The organism is Changpingibacter yushuensis (genome assembly GCF_014041995.1).
In the GTDB taxonomy this organism is placed as follows: Bacteria; Actinomycetota; Actinomycetes; order Actinomycetales; family Actinomycetaceae; genus Changpingibacter; species Changpingibacter yushuensis.
This window is the reverse complement of the sequence record NZ_CP059492.1, coordinates 509,468-528,769: the sequence shown is the minus strand read 5'-3', so window position 1 is coordinate 528,769 and position 19,302 is coordinate 509,468. Positions and strand designations below refer to the sequence as shown.

At 56.8% G+C, this 19,302-nt stretch carries 11 protein-coding genes; 4 read left to right on the top strand and 7 right to left on the bottom strand.

Features of this window, described 5'->3' with window-relative positions; translation table 11 throughout:
* Positions 1–286: 286 nt before the first annotated feature.
* Positions 287–2,089 carry a BCCT family transporter gene (locus tag H2O17_RS02215; RefSeq protein ID WP_182050137.1) on the bottom strand — a complete coding sequence of 601 codons (1,803 nt, stop codon included), beginning with the start codon at positions 2,087–2,089 and terminating at the stop codon, positions 287–289.
* Between the two features lie 476 nt (positions 2,090–2,565).
* On the opposite strand from H2O17_RS02215, the gene H2O17_RS02210 reads away from it, so the two are divergent.
* Positions 2,566–2,772, top strand: coding sequence for a hypothetical protein (locus H2O17_RS02210; RefSeq protein WP_182050136.1), 207 nt, complete (start codon positions 2,566–2,568; stop codon positions 2,770–2,772).
* A 50-nt stretch (positions 2,773–2,822) separates the two neighbouring features.
* Here H2O17_RS02210 and H2O17_RS02205 read toward each other — a convergent pair whose 3' ends face one another.
* From H2O17_RS02205 to H2O17_RS02190, 4 genes are all read right to left on the bottom strand, one after another.
* Entirely contained in the window at positions 2,823–3,158 is a 336-nt protein-coding gene (locus H2O17_RS02205) for a DUF2283 domain-containing protein (protein ID WP_182050135.1), read from the bottom strand.
* A 252-nt stretch (positions 3,159–3,410) separates the two neighbouring features.
* Positions 3,411–3,809, bottom strand: coding sequence for a hypothetical protein (locus H2O17_RS02200; protein WP_182050134.1), 399 nt, complete (start codon positions 3,807–3,809; stop codon positions 3,411–3,413).
* A 155-nt stretch (positions 3,810–3,964) separates the two neighbouring features.
* The gene (locus H2O17_RS02195) at positions 3,965–5,050 is read right to left on the bottom strand and encodes an ImmA/IrrE family metallo-endopeptidase (protein WP_246311305.1); all 1,086 of its coding nucleotides are present in this window, start codon (positions 5,048–5,050) and stop codon (positions 3,965–3,967) included.
* A 50-nt stretch (positions 5,051–5,100) separates the two neighbouring features.
* Positions 5,101–5,334: a type II toxin-antitoxin system RelE/ParE family toxin gene (locus H2O17_RS02190; protein ID WP_246311303.1), complete on the bottom strand. Its 234-nt coding sequence runs from the start codon at positions 5,332–5,334 to the stop codon at positions 5,101–5,103.
* Positions 5,335–5,945: 611 nt separating this feature from the next.
* On the opposite strand from H2O17_RS02190, the gene H2O17_RS02185 reads away from it, so the two are divergent.
* The 3 genes from H2O17_RS02185 to H2O17_RS02175 all read left to right on the top strand — a co-directional run bounded on the left by H2O17_RS02185 (position 5,946) and on the right by H2O17_RS02175 (position 8,516).
* A complete protein-coding gene (locus H2O17_RS02185; RefSeq protein ID WP_182050132.1) occupies positions 5,946–7,103 on the top strand; it encodes an ImmA/IrrE family metallo-endopeptidase in 1,158 nt (385 codons plus the stop codon).
* Positions 7,103–7,600: a DUF4411 family protein gene (locus H2O17_RS02180; protein ID WP_182050908.1), complete on the top strand. Its 498-nt coding sequence runs from the start codon at positions 7,103–7,105 to the stop codon at positions 7,598–7,600. The genes H2O17_RS02185 and H2O17_RS02180 overlap by 1 nt, the downstream gene beginning before the upstream one ends.
* A 262-nt stretch (positions 7,601–7,862) precedes the next feature.
* Positions 7,863–8,516, top strand: coding sequence for an SDR family oxidoreductase (locus tag H2O17_RS02175; protein WP_182050131.1), 654 nt, complete (start codon positions 7,863–7,865; stop codon positions 8,514–8,516).
* Positions 8,517–8,569: 53 nt separating this feature from the next.
* Here the strand turns inward: H2O17_RS02175 and H2O17_RS02170 are convergent, their stop codons facing one another.
* Both H2O17_RS02170 and H2O17_RS02165 read right to left on the bottom strand, forming a co-directional pair.
* Positions 8,570–11,218, bottom strand: coding sequence for a phosphoenolpyruvate carboxylase (locus H2O17_RS02170; protein WP_182050130.1), 2,649 nt, complete (start codon positions 11,216–11,218; stop codon positions 8,570–8,572).
* Positions 11,219–11,384: 166 nt separating this feature from the next.
* Positions 11,385–18,998: a DUF5979 domain-containing protein gene (locus H2O17_RS02165; RefSeq protein ID WP_182050129.1), complete on the bottom strand. Its 7,614-nt coding sequence runs from the start codon at positions 18,996–18,998 to the stop codon at positions 11,385–11,387.
* Positions 18,999–19,302: the final 304 nt, after the last annotated feature.

The window sequence follows — 19,302 nt, the reverse complement described above, 5'->3', positions numbered from 1 at the left end:
GCATGTCCCGATGACTGGTTATCACCTCGACCCTCCGAATACACCAGAGGCTCGAAGTGATCAGGCGTTCTGCTAGACATTGAAGCGGAACTCGACCTGATTCAGATCAGTTGTTATCGTCTTGTTGCTAGTCCACAGAAACCTGCAGGCTGTGGGCCCATGCTTACCCGCTCATTACCCGCCGCGCCTGCTTCTTAGACCATTCCGAGATAAGCTCGCAGAGTGCCCCAGCACAATCCAGCCACCCTAGTGCCGATCCACCATCTGTCATCCTGCGCGCGCTATTTCACGCAGTCCCATGCTCAGCCGCTGGCTTGGCACCTTGGTGTGCCGGTTCCTGAGTACTCGATTCATCAGTTCTCAGCTCGAAGGCTTCGCCGTCGTGCTTTTCAATAGCCGAAGCAACGCTCTGCTCCAGAACCTCGCGCGCCAAACTATTCCGGATCACCAACGGATCACGCGATAGATCCCGCCACAAAGAAACGCACAACAACAACATCACAATGACAAACGGCAAAGCCGTCACAATCGTAATGTTCTTCAAGCCATTCAAAGCAGCCTCCGGATGATCCCCTCCCGCAAGCAGCATGATCGCGGCCACCGCACCCGTCGCCGCACCCCAGAACACCACATTCCACCGCGAAGGATTCTCAGCACCGTTCTCCGAAAAGCTCGCCATGACGATGGAAGCCGAATCCGCACCCGTCACAAAGAAGATCGCCACCAACACCACACACAAACCCACAAGAACGGCAGTCATCCACGCCGGAATAGGAAGCGCATCAAGGAACTGAAAGAGCACAGTATCTGAATTGACACTCTTGGTGCCATCAGGACCAGTGGTGACCATCAGGCTCGCCGCACTCGCCGCATCCTCCGCGCGACGCAGTAACCCGATAGCTCCTCCACCAAAAATCGCAAACCATAAGACGGAGACAACGGACGGTACCAGTAGCACTCCCGTCACGAACTGACGCACTGTCCTTCCCCGCGAGATTCGACCAATGAACGAACCGACAAACGGGCACCATGAGACCCACCATGCCCAGTAGAAAATAGTCCAGTTGGCCATCCACTCATCGATGGATGCATCTCCGCTACCGGCAGTGCGCGATGCCATTGCCGGGAGGTCTGAGATAAAGGAACCAACCGCGTTTGGGATGATGTTGAGGATGAAAAGTGTGGGGCCGGCAAAGAAGACGAGCACGGCCAAGGCGATGGCCAGCAGCATATTGATATTGGATAGCCATTGAATGCCGCGCTCAATTCCAGAGACCGCGGAAGCAATAAAGGCCGCAGTGAGGATCGCAATGATGGCGGTGAGAACTGCAGAGTTTGCCTGTGGGATCGCGCCACTTTGCTCTAAGCCACCGCCGATCTGGAGCGCACCTAGACCCAGCGAACAAGCTGAACCAAAAAGAGTGGCCACAATTGCTAGGACGTTGATGATACGCCCGCCGGCACTATTAACTGCACGTTGGCCAAAGAGCCCGGCAAACATCGAAGAAAAGAGCTGGGTGCGTCCCAGACGATACGTGCCATACGCCATTCCCAATCCAACGATCGCGTACATCGCCCACGGATACAGAGTCCAATGGAACATCGTGGTACCCATCGCAGTGCTCACCGCAGCTGTGGTTTCTGCCGTCACAGTGCCCGGCGGCGGGGAGACGTAAAAGAACAAGGGCTCGGCCACACCGTAGAACATGAGGCCAATACCCATGCCTGCGGCAAACATCATCGAGATCCAGGACCAGGTGGAGTACTGCGGGACGTCCTGGTCCTTACCCAGCGGAATCCGGCCAAACCGGGTGAATGCCACAACCAGCACGAAGACCACGAATACCGTCGCCGCGATCACGAACAACCAACCGAAGTTCGTGATCACTCCGCTGAGCGCTGTCGAAGCGACGTTGCCGAGGCCGTCGGAATCAACGAGGCCCCACACAAGGAAGGCAATGGCCACAGCTGCTGCAGCACCGAAAACCCATCTATCAACCCCGGTGCGAATCTCACCTTCTTCCTCATCCTTGGTGACTTCCTTGAAAGTCTCGATCAGGTCCTTGGTGTGATTGGCGTCAAGAGTCATGAGTTCGATGTGCTCCTGCGTGTTCGCTGAGGGTCACGGCGGTTCTACGGAATCACCGATCTCACGAATGGGCCTCATATATTGCATGAGGCCGCGCAGGCCAGCCTCTCCCTTCGTTGGTTCGGAAACAATGCCTTGCCAGCATACCCTAGACAGGAAATGTTGAGTATGAGCCGGGACTCAGGGAACGTGTTTGTACCACGGCCTCCTGCCGCCAAGCCGTCACCGGCATGGTGACTACTATCTCCGGTCGCAGGCTTCCTTATTAATACTTCGGCCTCAGTCACATTCCTCTCGGTATGTACTGTGGTGCTCACAATCGCAGGTCTGACTCTGGGGAAGGACCTACCGGCACTACGCACGATAGGTTGGAAGATCATACCTGTAGGACTCGTGGCGATCACCGCCTCATACCTTCTATCCGTGGTCGTAGCGGAGTTCGCGCTGGGACTGTGGGGGTAGGCTGAGCCAACTGTGTGAGCGGGAGTCGGCGTGAAGGCACGGCTGCAGACGAATGGAAGAACTGCTCAAGGCCCGTTGTTCTACAGTGGCGCATCAACCCGTTCCGCACAGCGGAGACGGAGTCTGGATCCTCGGGAAAAGTCATCGGGATCTGGACCGCGCGGAAGCGTTACGGCGTACTGCTCGGCCTCACCGTTCCAACGAACCATGCCCGGTACTGACATTCAGATCGTGCCGCTCCACGATCCGTTGAAACACCAGACGCGGCAACTCAGCAAGCTGTGAGATGCAACTGACTCCGCACGTTCGAGACAGCATCCGGGCCATCGCTAAACGACATCGGGCTCTCGATGCTCGTACGCATGCATTGGAAGATGGCTTGCACCTCGCTCCGGACATGGTAAGCGCGGAAGATCTCATCAAATGGAACCTTCGTTCCAAGTCCCAGAACCTCGATTCCTACCACCATACCCATCGAGTCAAGATCAACAAGAACGTTATTGTTGAGCTCGACGGTTCTTGACACAGGCTCGCTTGAGACACGGATGTACCCGGCATCGGCATCTTTGTCGATTTCAACCTTAACTTTGTGGATGCTGACGGACATCTTTCTCCCCTTCTCAGTGATCGGACTCTCGCTGAAAGCAGGTGAGCACCTTCAATCTATCATTGGCATCAGCGGGCCACGAAGTTGCAACCTCTACTGGAGAAGGCGGTTCATGATCGACAAACCTCCTCGATCTAGGCTCCTTGCCATCGACAACAATGTCAGGTTGGTCCACAGTCAGTATTGCCCTCTCGAGGGTGACTCCGCGTCCAACCATTCGCACGCTGCCATGCCGCGTCACGTCACGTCACGTCACAACCCAAGCACTCTTTTGTACGAGACGAAGACGTGCTTATCGTCGATCCCACCAATGTCAACGCACACGCGCCTCATATCAAATGGGCTGACAATCTGGCATGAGCCATCGCGCTGAGCAAGCTCGCTCAGCGCATCAGGCATACTCGCCTCACGATCGATGGAGACATCGAGCCAGCAGCCACCAGATGCGCAACTCATTTCGCTGCCGTCAACAACCAACCCGGCAGGCAACTGCGCATGACTGAGCGATGGCGTGGAGGCGCCGTCGTCGAACTCAACCCAAAGGACCGGACCGCCATAGAACAGAACGGCAATCAGGAGGAATGCTGCCGCGAACTTCCACCACACACGGGACGTGGTGCCGGGCGGCTTCTCATCGTTGGAACAACTCACCACCCGACTCTAACGCCGAGCTGGATATCGGCGGTGGCAAGGCACAGGTCTGAGATTACCGAACGAAGAGCGTTTGAGATTACCGAACGAAGAGAGTTTGAACTGGGCTCGCCGTGACCACAACGAGGTCACCCATGCGTATCGTCAGAACAAGCTCACGAAGGATCGTCTTCACTCCATTTCAGAGTAACGCGGAAGCCATGCCCCCAAGCGAAGTCCCCTGTGATCCGCTGCGCTTGACCAAGCACGATACTGGGTGCAATACCCAGTTCATCTGCAAGTGCACGTACGGCCGCCGAGTTGCGGTTTGTTGGCAGGCGGTCCGTGAACTCCGCGGGAATCAGCGTGCGCGCAGCATAACTGTCAGCTTCATCCTCGATCTTGCCCTCCATCCCCTGCATGAACACACTCTTCTGACCGTGAAGCAGAGTATGACCAATCTCGTGGAACAGTGTGAACCACATTTGGTCGTCTGTCTTGCCACGCATCGAAAGCTGAATAACAGGGCGCCCTGCGATCCATCGAGTCGCACCACCGGCGCCAAACCCCGGAATTGGTGGAACCAAGCACACTGCAACACCGGCGTCCCTAAGCAACGCCTGTGCTCGGGTAATGGCGGCCACAGGATCCGATCCACCTGTCAGAAGACGTAGTTCGGGAACGAGTGCGATCACTGCGTCTCTGCTGAACTCAGGAAGTGCACTCACATTCGCAAGCTTCTCCCCCACAGCCAACCATGTGGCGCGTTCAAAGGTTTTCTCATTAGTGAGTGGCACCTTTCGATATGCCACCTTCGCGTGAAGCCATGTTGCGTCGAAGGAGTCAAGATGAGCGATACCAAACAGCGTCAACAACCCGCGAACTGTTCCAGCCTTGTCACGCTGTTCGGCCGTGACAAAACCCCACTTCCGCAGGTAAGCAAGAGGGAAGGCCTTGGCCTTCACATACTGCTCTTCAAGCTCGACCTTCTCCGCCAACCTGACGAGCTCCTCACGGTACTTCACCTCGAAGCCGTTCCACATCCGAGCAGGAATACCCGTGACCCGTTCCAAGTCCACAGCAATCCTTGCTGAAAGTGGCGCCTTGCCGGAAAGGAGCTCAGAGATATGCTTTGGCGTGACACCCAACCTGCGGGCAAGCTCAGCAGCGTTCACCCCATTGTCATCGAGCCACTCCGCAATGTGCTCGCCTGGTGCCACCGCATAATCCGGCTGCGCTGAATACGATGCCAACCCAGACATTGCCATCTCCCCTTTTCCTGGCCATCCAAAGCCAATCCGCAGTCAAGTTGTCAGTGATAGTCGCCAATCTCAACAATCCAAACGACGACATTCCCATCTTCGGGCGCGACGATCAGCCGCCAATTGGCAGTGAGCCTTCCAGACCATTGTCCGATTCGATCCCCAGTTAGGGCTTCCCATTTTCCTGGGAAACAGAGAAGCTCGTCGATCTCAGTTGCCAAACTCAGTTCATTCAGACGAAGGCGCAGGGCTTTGGCACGTTGGTCCCCAAGCTTCCTTCGCATGTACGTGGACTCCGTGCATTTGCGCTCCATATCGCGATTCTTGTACCTTATCTGCACAAGCGTTACCTAAATCGTAACACTTTGCTAGCCGAGGGAACATGGCTTTTGCTACTCTTCATTGATCGTCAACCTCAGCTCTTCTGATCCTGCAGTCATTCCCCGTCACATTTTAGTGCGGCAGCCCGACAGTTCTGCCCTTCACATTCCGGGCGTGGATGCGCCGTCGTCGGACTCTACCCAGAGAACCGGCCCGCCATAGAACAGAACGGAAATCAGTAGGAATGCTGCTGCGAACTTCCACCACGCGCGGGATCTGGTTTTAGGTGGTTTGCATTCAACGAATGTCACGGCCCAAGTGTAGCTAGGGGAATCACGGCAAGCCCATCGTTACTGCGAAATGCGGCAGGGCCCGTGGTAACTGCCACAAGGTCAACTACCTAGTCAGGCATCTGATCACGCAGCCACAACAGGTGGCGCACATCTGAATCCTCATTCGAGGCAGCCAACCAGGTTGTCAAGCGCCTGTTAGTTCTCCGTGAATTTGTCCTCCCCCTTTCCTAGAATGGGAGGGACTTCAAAGGCACAACCAATATGAGAATGGAGGGATTCGCATGAAGGTTCGCGTGGACGTCTCTGCTGACCTCCTTCATTGGGCAGTTGACCGTGCCGGGTGGGACCCGGAGACAACCGCGCGCCGCGCACCGTATTTCAATGAATGGAAAGCAGGGACAAAGCAACCCACTCTGAAGCAGTTGCAGGATTTTGCCTCCGCTACCCACGCCCCTTTCGGGATGCTTTTCCTCACGGAACCACCAATCGAGGAAGTCCCGATCCCCGATATGAGGACGATTGGGAACAAGGCAGTTCCTCGGCCATCGGCAGACTTACTCGACACCATCTACCTATGCCAAGCCAGGCAGGACTGGTATCGGGAGTACACAGCGGAGAATCGCATTCCACCACCGGAACTGGTCAGCTCCGCATCCACAAGAACACCACCAAAAGATGTCGCCGGCCGGTTGCGTGACGAACTCGGATTTAACCTGAGCGAACGAAGTTCGTCATCCAATTGGGAGACAGCCTTCAGGCAGTTGATCGACCGGATCGAGGAACTCGGAGTCCTCGTCATGATCAACGGTGTAGTCGGGGCAAACAACTTCCGAACGCTCAACCCCGAGGAGTTCCGAGGATTCGCCCTAACCGATACCCGGGCTCCGTTAATCTTCATCAATGGAGCTGACACCAAAGCTGCACAGATCTTCACCATCATCCACGAGCTCGCTCATGTGTGCCTTGGTATGAGCGCTCTGTCCGACGCAACCATGGCAGGGCAAGTAGGCAACGATCACGAGCGGTGGTGTAACGAGGTTGCCGCCGAAGTGCTACTTCCTTTGGAGTCCCTCCGCAAGGACTTCAAGGGCGCGATCACAATTAGCGAGCTGGAACGATTGGCGAAGCTGTACCGCGTAAGTACGCTCGTCGTAACAAAACGCATCTTCGACGCTGGTTTCTTAGCATGGGACGAGTACCAGGAAACCTACCGCGCTGAACATGCCCGAGTGATAGGTCTGCTCGCGGCCGGCCGTGCAAGAACTTCCGGCGGCAACTTCTACTACACGCAACCGATCCGCTTGAGTCACACCTTTGCGAAGTCTGTTGTTGCCAGCACACTGGAAGGCTCCACCACGTACCGTGAAGCCTATCGATTGCTCGGGATCAAAAAGCATTCCACGTTTGAGAATCTTGCCGAAGAACTGGAAGTGGCGTGATGTTCCTTCTGGACACAAATGTGCTCATCGAAGCCAAGAATCGCTACTATGGCTTTGACTTCGTCCCAGGGTTCTGGGCATGGCTGAATCTGGCAAATCGGAACGGAATAGCATGCAGCATCGATGCAGTGTATGACGAACTCCGCGCCGGTAACGATGCCCTCGCCGACTGGGCTACCAACAATGCCGACTTTTTTCGTCCACTCGATCAGGGCACGACGCACCACTTTAGCGAGATATCAGCATGGGCAGACAGCCAAAATTTCAAACCGGCAGCGCTGAACAGCTTTTCCCGAGACAACGCTGATTTTCTCCTCATTGCCTACGCACGGGAACATCAATGCACGGTCGTCACACATGAGCGATCTCGGCCGAATGCCCATGGAAGGGTAATGATCCCAGATGTATGCCATGCCATGAACGTCAACACCACCGATCCCTTCAAGATGCTCCGCCAAACAGGTGCCATCTTCGATCTCTGTGCAAACACGCCGTGAGGTCGTTACATTCCCAAATCTAGGTTGAATTCATGCTTCTTTCTGGACTGCGCCTCAGGTGATTGGTTTTTGCCACTTCACCTGCGAGAATCAACTGCGGTGCGGCGTCCTACGCTACCTCTTGGACACGTTCTAGACGACCTTTTGGACGGTACTCAAACTCCCTTTTCACTCCGAGACCACTACACTCCCAGATCTCTGCATATGCAGATACTGTGGAACCTACGCCAGTAGATGGGCCTCAATCGGAAAGGGCAAGTTCATGAGCAAAATCATCGTGATCGGAGGCCACGGTCACGTGGCACGGCTCCTCACGCCAATCCTCGTCTCCAGAGGTGACACCGTTACCTCGATCATCCGTAACCCAGACCAAGCCGCAGAACTTGAATCACTCGGCGCGAAGCCCGTTGTAGCCGACGTCGAAAAACTAACCATCGATAGCTTTGGAGATGTGATCCAAGGGCACGACGCCGTCGTCTGGTCCGCTGGCGCTGGCGGCGGAAACCCCTCCCGTACCTCGGCAATCGACCGAGACGCCGCAATCTACTCCATGCAGGCAGCCAAGATACAGGGCGTGAGCCGGTACGTGATGGTTTCCTATTCCGGCTCGTACATCAACCATGGGGTAGATGAGCACAACGACTTCTTCACCTACGCGCAGTCCAAGGCAATTGCCGATGCCGTACTGCGTAACAGCGGGCTGGACTACACCATCGTGGGCCCGGGAGCACTCACACATGAACCCGGTACCGGCCTAGTATCACCAGCCGACGCACACGGCAGCGTACCCCGCGCAGATGTGGCTGCATTCGTCGCCGCGGTCCTCCACGATCCAACCAGCATTGGGCAAACGTACCGTTTCACCAGTGGAGACACCGCCATTGCAGACTTCGTGAAGTCTGGCGGAACCCACTGAGAAACGCGTGTGGGCGCACCAGCATCCCGGAGCGCCCACACTCCAAGCCGTTCTTAACCCGTGTTCTGCACTCCAGCGGAAACACCTGAAACAGAGAGCAACAGCAAGTGTTCCCAATCTTTGTTGGGCTTCTCGTCGTCGCCGGAACGAAGCATCCGCAACGCACGCAACTGCAGAAGTGACAGCGCATCCACGTACGGGCTTCTCAGTTCCACAGCAGTGCGCAGCGCTGGGCGATTATCCAGCAGGGCGTCTCCCCCAACGATTCGCACGATCCACTCGCGGGTCAGTTCCATCTCTTCTAGGACGGTCTCGGTGAAGTCCGGGCGGTCACCCAACTCAAGGTAACGCCGCGCGATGCGCGAATCAGCCTTGGCCAAGCTCATTCCCACGTTGTCGATGACAGTGCGGAACAACGGCCACTCTTCGTAAGCCTCGCGCAGAAGAACCTCATCCCCCACGTCCGCCAACGCCGTTCCCAGCCCAAACCAACCAGCCAGATTGATCCTGGCCTGCGACCAAGCGAATACCCACGGGATCGCGCGAAGATCAGTCAGCGACTCCACAGAAAGCCCACGCCGCGCCGGGCGGGACCCCAACTGCAAGCGCCCGATCTCCTCCATCGGCGTGACAATCGCAAACCACGGCGCAAAGCCTTCACCCTGAACCAACGAATCGAATCTCGCGCGCGAAGAAGCGATGAGCTGCTGAGCCGTCTGCTCATACTTGTTGGCGGCCGCCACATTGCGCTGCTCGATCGAGGGAGCCACAGCCAACAGCGTTGCAGCAGCTACTTGATCAATGTGGCGCATAGCGATCGTTGGATCGCCATATCGCGCAAACACAACCTCGCCCTGCTCAGTGAGCTTGAACCTGCCATCCACCGAATGTGGTGGCTGAGCCAGAATCGCAGTATTGGTTGGGCCGCCGCCGCGCCCAAGTGCTCCACCGCGGCCGTGGAACAGCGTCAGTTCGATTCCGTTTTGCACGGCCCATTGCGCGATGCTCTGTTGGGCATCGTAGAGTGCCAGGTTGGCCGCGAGCGGCCCCACGTCCTTTGAGGAGTCCGAGTAGCCGAGCATGACCTCAAGCTTGCCGCCCGTGGCGTCGAGCCGTGCCGCAAAAGCCGGATAGCGCACCACTTCTTCCAGAATCGATCGCGCTGCCTGCAGATCATCAAACGTCTCGAAGAGAGGGATGACGTCAAGAACAGGAGCTGCACCCGAATACTCAGCGAGCCGATACACATTGATAAGGTCTTGAGCGGACCGCGTGAATGAGACGATGTAACGCCCCGCAGCATCCGGCCCATAACGCCGTTGGAGCTGTGCCACTGTCCGGAAGACCTCGAGGATCTCCTGAGTCTTCTCCGAAGGCGCTTCGCCCGCATCGAGCTCCGCCAGTGCGGCAGCATGCACTGCCGAATGCTGGCGCACTTCGAGTTCAGCCAAATGGAAACCAAAGGTCTCCACCTGCCAAATCAGCGACTGAATGCTGCCATATGCCTGGCGCTGAGCACCCGACGCCCGCAGCGATTCCTGCACAACCCGAAGCTCACGGATCAGTTCAGCCGGATCGGCATATGCCAGATCGGCGTCGCGCAACCGCGTAGCAGCAATGCGGGCCGCGATCACTGTCATAACCTGCTTGTGCGGTTCGTTCGGTGCGCGCCGTGCCGAATCGGACGCCAACTCCTCATTGACCGTATACATGCTGTGCCACAGGTTCAGAAGCTCGTTGGAAGGCGAGGTCTCATCCGAACCGAGCGTCAATCCACGAGCAATCCGCGAAGCCGTTGCTTCGAGGCCGCGCAGGACATGGTCCGATGCGATCGACGCCGCCTTCTTCGTCACTGAGGCTGTCACAAATGGGTTACCGTCTCGATCGCCGCCCACCCACGTGCCTAGCCGCATGAAGGGAGCCACGATCGGTTTACTCCGGCCCGCATCCTCACCCTGAAGAGCGTCGTCAACATAGCGGTATACACGCGGCACCACTTCATACAACGTGGAATCGAAGATGGTCATAAGAGACCGAACTTCATCTTCAGGTCCAGGCTGTACGGAACGCAGCGGCGCCGTGCGCCACAGGGTATCAATCTCCTCGAGCAGGAGCCTGCGGTTACGCCGCTCTTCTTCAACCGCGCTGCCCACGCTCGCACGCTCACCAAGTAGCGCAGATAGCCTGCGCAGGCTTGAAGCTACCGCGCGGCGGCGCGCCTCGGTGGGATGCGCAGTAAAGACTGGATGGAAGCGGAGGTCTTTCAGCCGCTCGCGGGCCGCATCCTCCCCAATCTCAGCGGAAAGCTGCGCCAGAGCCTTGGGCACGGTATCAATATCGCCCTCTAGCTCGGATTCCCCAGCGTGAATCTGACGTACCCTTTGAGTCTCCTCGGCGAGGTTCACCAGATGGAAGTAGACGGTGAAAGCCCTCGCCACCTCATCAGCGCGCTGCACTGAGAACGCCTCGGCTATCTCTGTCGCCTTGGCGAACGCTTCCGGCGAATCATCACGGTAGGCCTCGATGGATGCGAGACGGAGGGCTTCGACGTCGTCAAACAAACCCGGCGAACCGCTCTCACTCAAAACCTGGCCAAGGAGTGTGGTCAACAAGCGCACATCTGCACGGATTTGCCCGGGTAGTTCGTGACCATCGGGCGCACCGGATCCTACGGGCATCGGGGTGGTGTTGATATCTGGCATGCCGCAATCCTAGGCCTAAGGGCCTAGGTATAGTGCGCGATGACCAACTTCTGAACGTGCGAACGAATGAGGGCCAGCACCCCTGGGGATGCTGGCCCTCACTCTACTCAGTGATCGGATCACCGTTTGGCGGAAGATCCCTCACAGGTATTACCTATGACCGTTCTTACTCTTCGCGCTTGCGCCGAGAGATAACAACCGCCAAGGCGCCACCCGCAAGAAGCACAACCACTGCGATCGCGAGGCCGCGAACGTCAATACCGGTGTCCGGGAGCTTCGCGATGAAGGTGTTAGTGACCTGCACGTTCACATCCTCATTTGCTCCCACCAGCACGGTGGCAGTGGTGGAATCGTACTTCTTACCGCCCACGGAGATGGACGTGGAATCCGCGCCACCTGCGTTGGCCTCAGTCACAACACAGGAAGCTCCGGCTGCGACATTGGTGATCTGTGCGCGCCAATCGGATGCACGATTGAGTTCCACAGTTCCGTTCCACACGTTGGTGCCTTCTGGATGGCTGGCATCTGTCAGTACACACTCCACGTCCACGGTGAAGGTCTTACCTTCAGCCGTCTTGGCGGCCGAACCGTCGATCACCTTCGCGATTGCAATGGTGCCCACATCGTAGGAGTTGATGAGCGTTGCCGAGTTGGCAATCTCTGCTCCCACGGGCTCTAGCCCGGTGAGGGTCCACTGTGTTCCCGTGATGGTGTCATTGACATCCGTGCGTTCAAACACGGTGCTCACGGCACCCGCTGAATCCGTTTCGGTCACTGTGCAGTCGCCGCCGGCTGGCAAGCCATTCCACACGACCGTCTCACCATCAGCAATCGTGCGATCGGCCTGCTCGATTTCCACCGGCTGACCATTGAACGTGCACTCAATCGCAACAGTGAACGGACCATAGGCGATCGGGTTGCCTTCGGAATCTACAGCTGCAGTATCCACATGCTTCGTCACGGAGACTTCAGCGAGGTCGAAGCGGTTATCCACTTCCACGCCCACCTGAGCCTGATCATCGTTCGAAGCAATGGTCGGATCGGCAACTACCGTGAAGGTAACACCCGTTGCGGCATCGCTCCACTCTGAATCACCTTGGCGAATCGTGCTGACCGTGGCACCTCCATCGGAGGTTTCGGTCAGTGTGCACAGCGCACCATTTGGCAACCCGGTGTAGTCAGCCCCAGGATTCTCAGCGCTGACCGTCCGTGTGGCTCCATCTGGGATCCGCACGGGCTCGCCATTCAAGGTGCACTCGAGAGTCACTTCGAAGTCCGCGGTTCCGTATGTAGCCGCGCCATCGCCGGTCACGTCCTTTGTTACGTGCAGGGATCCAGCGAGGTAGCGGTTCGTCACCGTTACTGCCACAGGTTCAGTTTCACCTTCGGAGATGGTTACAGTTCCAACAGTCTGGTCCTCATCGTTGTTCGGAGTGATGACCACACCATCCGCGCCTTGAAGGTCAGGTTCCGTAATGGTGCAGTCGGTGCCAGCCACCAGGCTTGGTACGAACTGCGACCATCCGTTGCCCTTGTTCAGCTCGAACTGAGTGTTCAGCAGTTCCTCACCTTGGTACTCGCACACGACGTCCACGGTGAACGTGGTGTCATCCGCCAGATCGGCAGCTCCACCAACCAGTTCCTTCGTGATCTCGAGCTGAGCCACGCTTCCGAAGTTGTTGGTGAAATCAACGGAGTTTGTGCCCGACGACGTCGCCAGCCCATCAAGTTCTGCACTGCGAGCTTCGTTGTCTTCAGTCACAGTGCCGTGAGCCGAATCGTCTGAATTGACAGACTCTGCTTCAACAACCGTGGAATCTGCACCACGAGCGTCCGTCTCAGTGACGGTACACGTGGCATTGACTGGTAGGCCCTCAATCACGCGCGATTCGTCAGCATTCAATGTGAAGCTGGCATCCTCACCCAGATCGATCGGCTCACCGAGGAAAGAGCACTCCACTTCGAACGCGAAACCCGAGGGGAAGTTATCGGCTGTGGTATCAACCGACTTCGATACCGTCAGGCTCGTGAGTTCATAGGTGTTTGTGAGATCCACTGTTGGGATCGTCTCGGAATTCAAACCATCTGGCACCGTAACAGTTGTGGACGTTGCCGTGGTCTGACCGGTTTCATCGGACTCCTCCACGTAGCAGCTTGCGCCGTACGGAAGGTTATCGATCTGAACCGTCTCGCCATTCTTGATGGTGAACTCACGGCCCGGGATCTCAACTCCTGCAGACTCGCAAACGAGCGTTCCAGAGAACTCGAGGTCCTCAGGCACGAACTCCGCGGCGTCACCGGTGATCGACTTACTAATCTTGACCGAACCGGTAATGAGGGCGATGCCAACCATGGACTGATCGCGGGCGCGGAGCCTATCGATCTTCCCGTCGTTGTCCCACAACATGGAAACCGTCAGCGAGTTGTTCGCAACGGAATCAGCATCCGCCACGTTGGCGCTGTAGGCCGGTGTGGTGGTGGTGAACGTAATGTTCACTTGGCCACCTGGAACAACTGTTCCATCCACAACGAACAGCAACGCTGTCACATCAGAAGCGGTATTGGTTCCAAGGGGAACCCACTTTGATGCGTCCGTACCAGTTTGATCAAGGCAACTTGCCAGCTTCGTGGGGTCATTGACCCCCGTCATGCACAAGCCTTCCTTGCTCGCCGTTGACTCGTACACCGTCAAGGTCTGCCCGGAAGCAGGATCAACAAGCTTGGGAGCTTGACCAGTGAAGGTTGGATCCCACTGCGAGTTACGGATCAGATCCGCCACAAGGGTGGAGTCCCCTGTGACTGGCAGGTAATCTGCCACGACCAACTGGGTGGCGTTTGCGGTGCCATCATTGGTGAGGGTCAGCTGCCATTCTTCGGTCTGGCCCGGAGCGGTACGCGGGACGCATGGGTACTTTGAGTAGCCATAGTTTTCGGCGGCGATCTCAGCACACTGTGCAACAGAAGTTCTGGTGCGAACTGAGAGGAACCCGTATTCGTTTGAAGGATCACCATTCGAGTCCAGCGGACGCACGGACTTGATACCGCGAACACTTGCCGCCGTTGTGGGCCGCACTGTGGCGGATGTGGAACACGTGGTGGCATCCTCGCTCAGCGAAGCGGTGTATCCGTTGGGTGCGGTACACGTATCCCACGGGCGATCCCCCGATACTCCGAAGGTGTTAGTGATGTCCTGACCAGCAAGTACTCCTGGAACAAACACCATCTCAAAGCTGATGGTGTAGGTCTGGCCCGGAGCAAACGTAGTGCCTTCTGGGAAGGTGAACGTCAGAGTTGGCGTATCACTATCGAGATCCTCAACCACCGTCACCGAGGCGGCGTCTGTTGGCATCGGGGTTCCGTTGGTCGAATTGGAACCACTGAGCGTGTAGGTGTAGCGAACTGCGCCTTCCGCCTCATCGGGATCGAACTGAACCAGCGTTCCGAGTGTGTCACTCCACGGGAGGGAATCAACAACTACGGGGTCAACAACATCGCGGTCACCAGTGTTGGTGAAGGTCAACGTGTACGGGAATACCTGGCCTGGTGCCTTGACACCCGTCGGATCCTTCTTCACCTGAACGCCGTTCTTGGCGTGCTTGTAGGTGATAGTCGCAGTGGCCGAGTTATCAGCTTGGCCACCCCAGATCCCGGTGATGTGTGCTTTAACCACGTTGGTTGTAACACCAAGCACGGTCTCACCTGGAGCAATCGTGCCGGTGGACAAGGTGGATGGCACCTCGCCGCCGGTGCGCAGCTCGGCGCGGCGAACAACCTCGAGTGGAATCTGCACGGTAGGTGCAAATGGGTTGGCCCACTGCGAGCCGCCCTGGCGTGAGACCTTGATCCGAATGCCCTGCACATCGGTACCTGAAGCAGGTGCCCACGTGCGAGCTTGGGTCTGGCTCATTTCGCTCGACCATTCTGACCACGTACCGCCAGTTGCTTCGCAGCCCACATCAGAAGCTGCTGCAATCGCAGCCGCATCGAATGTGCGTCCAGTACACACGGAGAACTGGACAACGGCGTTGTTTGCCGGCGAGAAGGTTGGCAGTGTCAGAGTGTTGGAAACCTTCGAATAATCGTAGGCATTCCAGAATGTGGCCGCATCGTCAGTGATGACGATCGACTTGGTTCGCTCACTGCCAGTAGGGGTGGCCGCCAGAGTCATCGTGACTGCAGAGTTATTCGGTTCAGTCTGCGAAGCCACGGAGAACGTCTTGGCGGCGTTCACACCGATGTTCGCTTCCTGCAGCTTGACGTCAGCGGTTGCATCATCACTGAGCGTGTCCGATACGAAGGACTCTCCGTTGTATCTGCGATCAGACACCGTGGCCAACATGTCGTTATACACAACGGCGTTGTCAACCTGAGTCACGGTATCGCCCGAGGTCCGCTCGGTTTGGCGCAGTTCCAGATCAAGCACCAAAGTGCCCGTTCCATTCCGGCTGCCAGAAGCGATTGATCCTGAGTAGGTCACGGTCAGACCCGTAACTGTGCGCAGGTCCGATTCGGACATAGCTTGCAGCTTGGCCAGCGCGGCGCTCGCAGTTGGCTCTGAGATTGACGGAATCGGATTACCCGTGGCAGTGAAGTCTACCTTGACATTAGTGGTGCCTGCGGGAGCGGTCATCGCCTGGACGCGAACGAGGTCAAACACCTCGAATGGCGAATCGGCGTTACCAGAGATTGCCCCGGGTTCCACGATCTGAAGGGAATCCACGATTCCGGAGACCGCCTGACCGCCTGACGTCACGCCGCTAGCGGTGGTGTTTGTAGCCGAAAGCGTTACACGCGTAGTCGGAATAGCCTGCGTGTTCCAGTCCTGTGGAACCGTTACAGGGCTACCATCCCACTTCTTGCTTGCAGTGATTCCAAGGTCCGGATCAACGATTTGAACAGTATCGCTGTCAGTGACATCGAATGCCTTCTCATCATCAATGTAGCCAGTGATCGTAGACGAGTTGAGAACCTCGCTCGCGGTGTTCGTGTTGTAGGTGGGCCCTTCCACGACGGGAGTGTCAGAGTCCGAGCGGAGCGTGTCACGCAACTGGAAAGTCAGCGGAATTACCCGGCCGTCTCCGGTGGAGATTCCGGAACCTGCCTGTGGCTGGTCCACGCTGCTCGGATTGCGGTTGGCCCTTTCTGTCACGATGAACCGCACACCAGTTGTGGTCTGCTGCTCGGAGCTTGTCAGAGTGATGGCCGGAATACTCGTTCCCGAACACGGTGCCGCAGTGGTGCACGTGGAAGCATCTTCCCATTGACCCGTGCTGGAGTTAAACAGCTGGACCGTCACCTGGTCATATGCAAACTGGGCGTCATTGATCGGACCTATGGTTGTCACATTGAAGGTGTCAAACACAGAATCAGCAAGTGAACCAGGTTCGCCGTCGCCGGCAATTCCGGGTTCAGTGATGATGATCTTGTCTACACCTTGTACGCCGCCAAGACCCCATGTGAGATTGGCGGTGGTGTTCTGCCGGGAATGGCTGAACACCAGGTCCGGCGTCCAAGACTTGTCGTAGCTGACTCCGGTGCCAGGCCCTTCGTCTGTGGGCAGAAGGTTGACCACCGGGCAGGACTCTAGTTCTGCCCTGTTAGAGACAGTTGCGCCATTGGAACCCTGCGATGCCGAACAGTTCTCCAACGAAGCCACATAGGACTCGCCTTCCGCTGCCTGAGTGGGGAGAGGCTCACCCGAGTCGCGCAGAGTTTCCCGCGTTGCGAAAGTCAGGTTCGGGCTGAAGGTCTGCCCGGCAGTGAATCCATCGTCTGAGGAGTAAATGAAGCGAATCCCGTAGATGTCATCACGAAGCGATGCCGGGATATCGCCTGAGAAGATCCCGTTGGCGGATCCGGAGATATCCACCATGCCGGGAATATCGTAGAAGTTGCCATCCGCATCCCGGTACTGAACCGTCAAAGTGGCGTTCGTTGGGATCTGAGCCAACGTCACCGCAGTTGCGTCGAAATAGTTGTACCAGTCTGTCAGTCCGGTAGTGGTCTGCGGATCATCAATGATCACTTGCTTGGCACGGACTGTGGTCTCCGGATAGTTCGCAATGGTTGCGGTGAGCTTTGCAGTAGTCGACTGACCGGAGCGCGCCCATAGCGTGTCATGCGAAAGTGACTTGGTAGTGGAGATCGCGATGCGATCGCCATATACGGTCAGATCGTCGCTTGCAGTCTTATCTGCTGGATCCGGCAGATCGTCAGCTCCGGTACCCGAGACCGTGATCTCGTTAGTTCCAGAGATCATGTCTGTGTTCATCGAAGCAGGCGCATTCACCGTGAAAGGTACTTCAGCTTCTGCTCCCTGTTCAATTGAACCCGCAAACGTAATGACGAATCCAATAACGCGCTTGCCATCTGTTGGAGCGGGTAGCGTGCCCTCAGAAGAAGTCGAGGCGGACGAGTTCGTGGAATCGGAGTAGCTGTACGTGATGGTCGCTTCAGTGGCGCCAGCAGGCCATGTGATACCGCTAGAGAATCCGGCAAATGTGACGCCACCCTCAGCAAAAGCGGGTGAAAGGATATTCGTAGCGGAAGCCGGATCTGTGGGCTCGGCAATTGTCAGCTCAGAGAGCGTGACTGTACCGGTGTTCTTGGCTCCCAGCGTCACAAGGCTGCTCGTGGTGTTCCCAGTTGTAGCAATTCGCTCAGGAGAGAAGGACTTTGAGGCTGACACGCTTGACGCCACGGGGCGGAGCACCAGGCTCGCGTCCTTCGTCGCTATGGCTGAAGACTGGGAGTCTAGGCCCACCACAGCTGAAGACTCGTTAGGAATAGTGGTTTCGCTCGTTAGAGCACTCACTGAATCTCGTTGTGTCAGCGCGAGGCCAACGGAAGCACTCGCTCCCACAGGGATGGAGGCTGTATCAGACTGAAACTCCACACGGACAGCGCGGATATCGTAAGCCGTGACGCCGCTAGGTAGCGAAAGTGCTTGGCCCGCTGGCGTTACTGTTCCTGCGGTCCATGTGGATCCATCGGTGGTCACAGAGACCACGGCGCGAGTTGCGCCCTCAGGCCATGAGACATCCCCTAGTGAGGCAACCGCCAGGTACTGCTGGAAGACAGAATTGTTTGGATCGGCCGGATCCTGCAAGGTCAATGACGATACAGAGGTGTTCGAGTTGTTGCTGCCACCGAAGGTCACGCCGACACTCGCACCGGGTTGTGCAAGAAGTGACGTATCGGAGAACGTCTTAGTTGCGGCCGCGACGAGCGAGACGGGTACATTGGCCGTCACTGCCGCATCATCAGTCTTCACCGATGCGTTGTCAGCAACGATCGATGCTGTATTGGTAAAGACCTCACCATCGCGTGATTGATCAATGGCGGTTAGCTTCACTGGGATGCGCACTTGCGCACCGGAGCTGAGGCCAAATGCGCCCGATGGACTAACTAGGTTCTCCTTGAATGCAACAGTTACGGTCTGGCCGGAAACCGAGATTTCGGCTTCCTGGCTCGAATAGACCGCATCCTTTACAATCTCAAGCCCGTCCGGGATGACGTCTGTCAAAGTAGCGTTCACACACTGGTCAACATTTTGGTTACACGTGACGTCGATATACCAATCGAACTGCTCGCCCACGGTGACCGTTGGTGCATCGGGCAGGTCATATTCTGTTCCGTCCACGGTGACTGACTTGTCAATCGTGACGCCTGCTTGTGTTAATGAATCATCTGCCTGCGCGGCTGGCGCAACCAGCCCAATAGTTGTAATGGCAGTAAAGAACGCGAGAATGCCGGTAAACCAGCGACTTCTGTGATGCATCGGCGAAGACGCCACAGTACCTCCTAAGTCCGAAACGAATGGCCAACTCTGCTTCGAAAACAGAAAAATCCGGTGAGCACACGCAAAGATCCATCCATGCCAAGGGTGAGCAGGCCGTAGGACACAGTAATGTTATAGGAAACCAAAGACAATAAATGGAAGATCGTGAAAAAGATCTGCCAAACGCAGCATGCGAGAGGAAAAAAGTACTAGTCGCCCTATAGATGTCTATCTTGGAAACTTTCCAGAATCCGCAGTAACTCACCAAACAACGCCCCCATCAGGCAAAATGCCGGCATTTCTC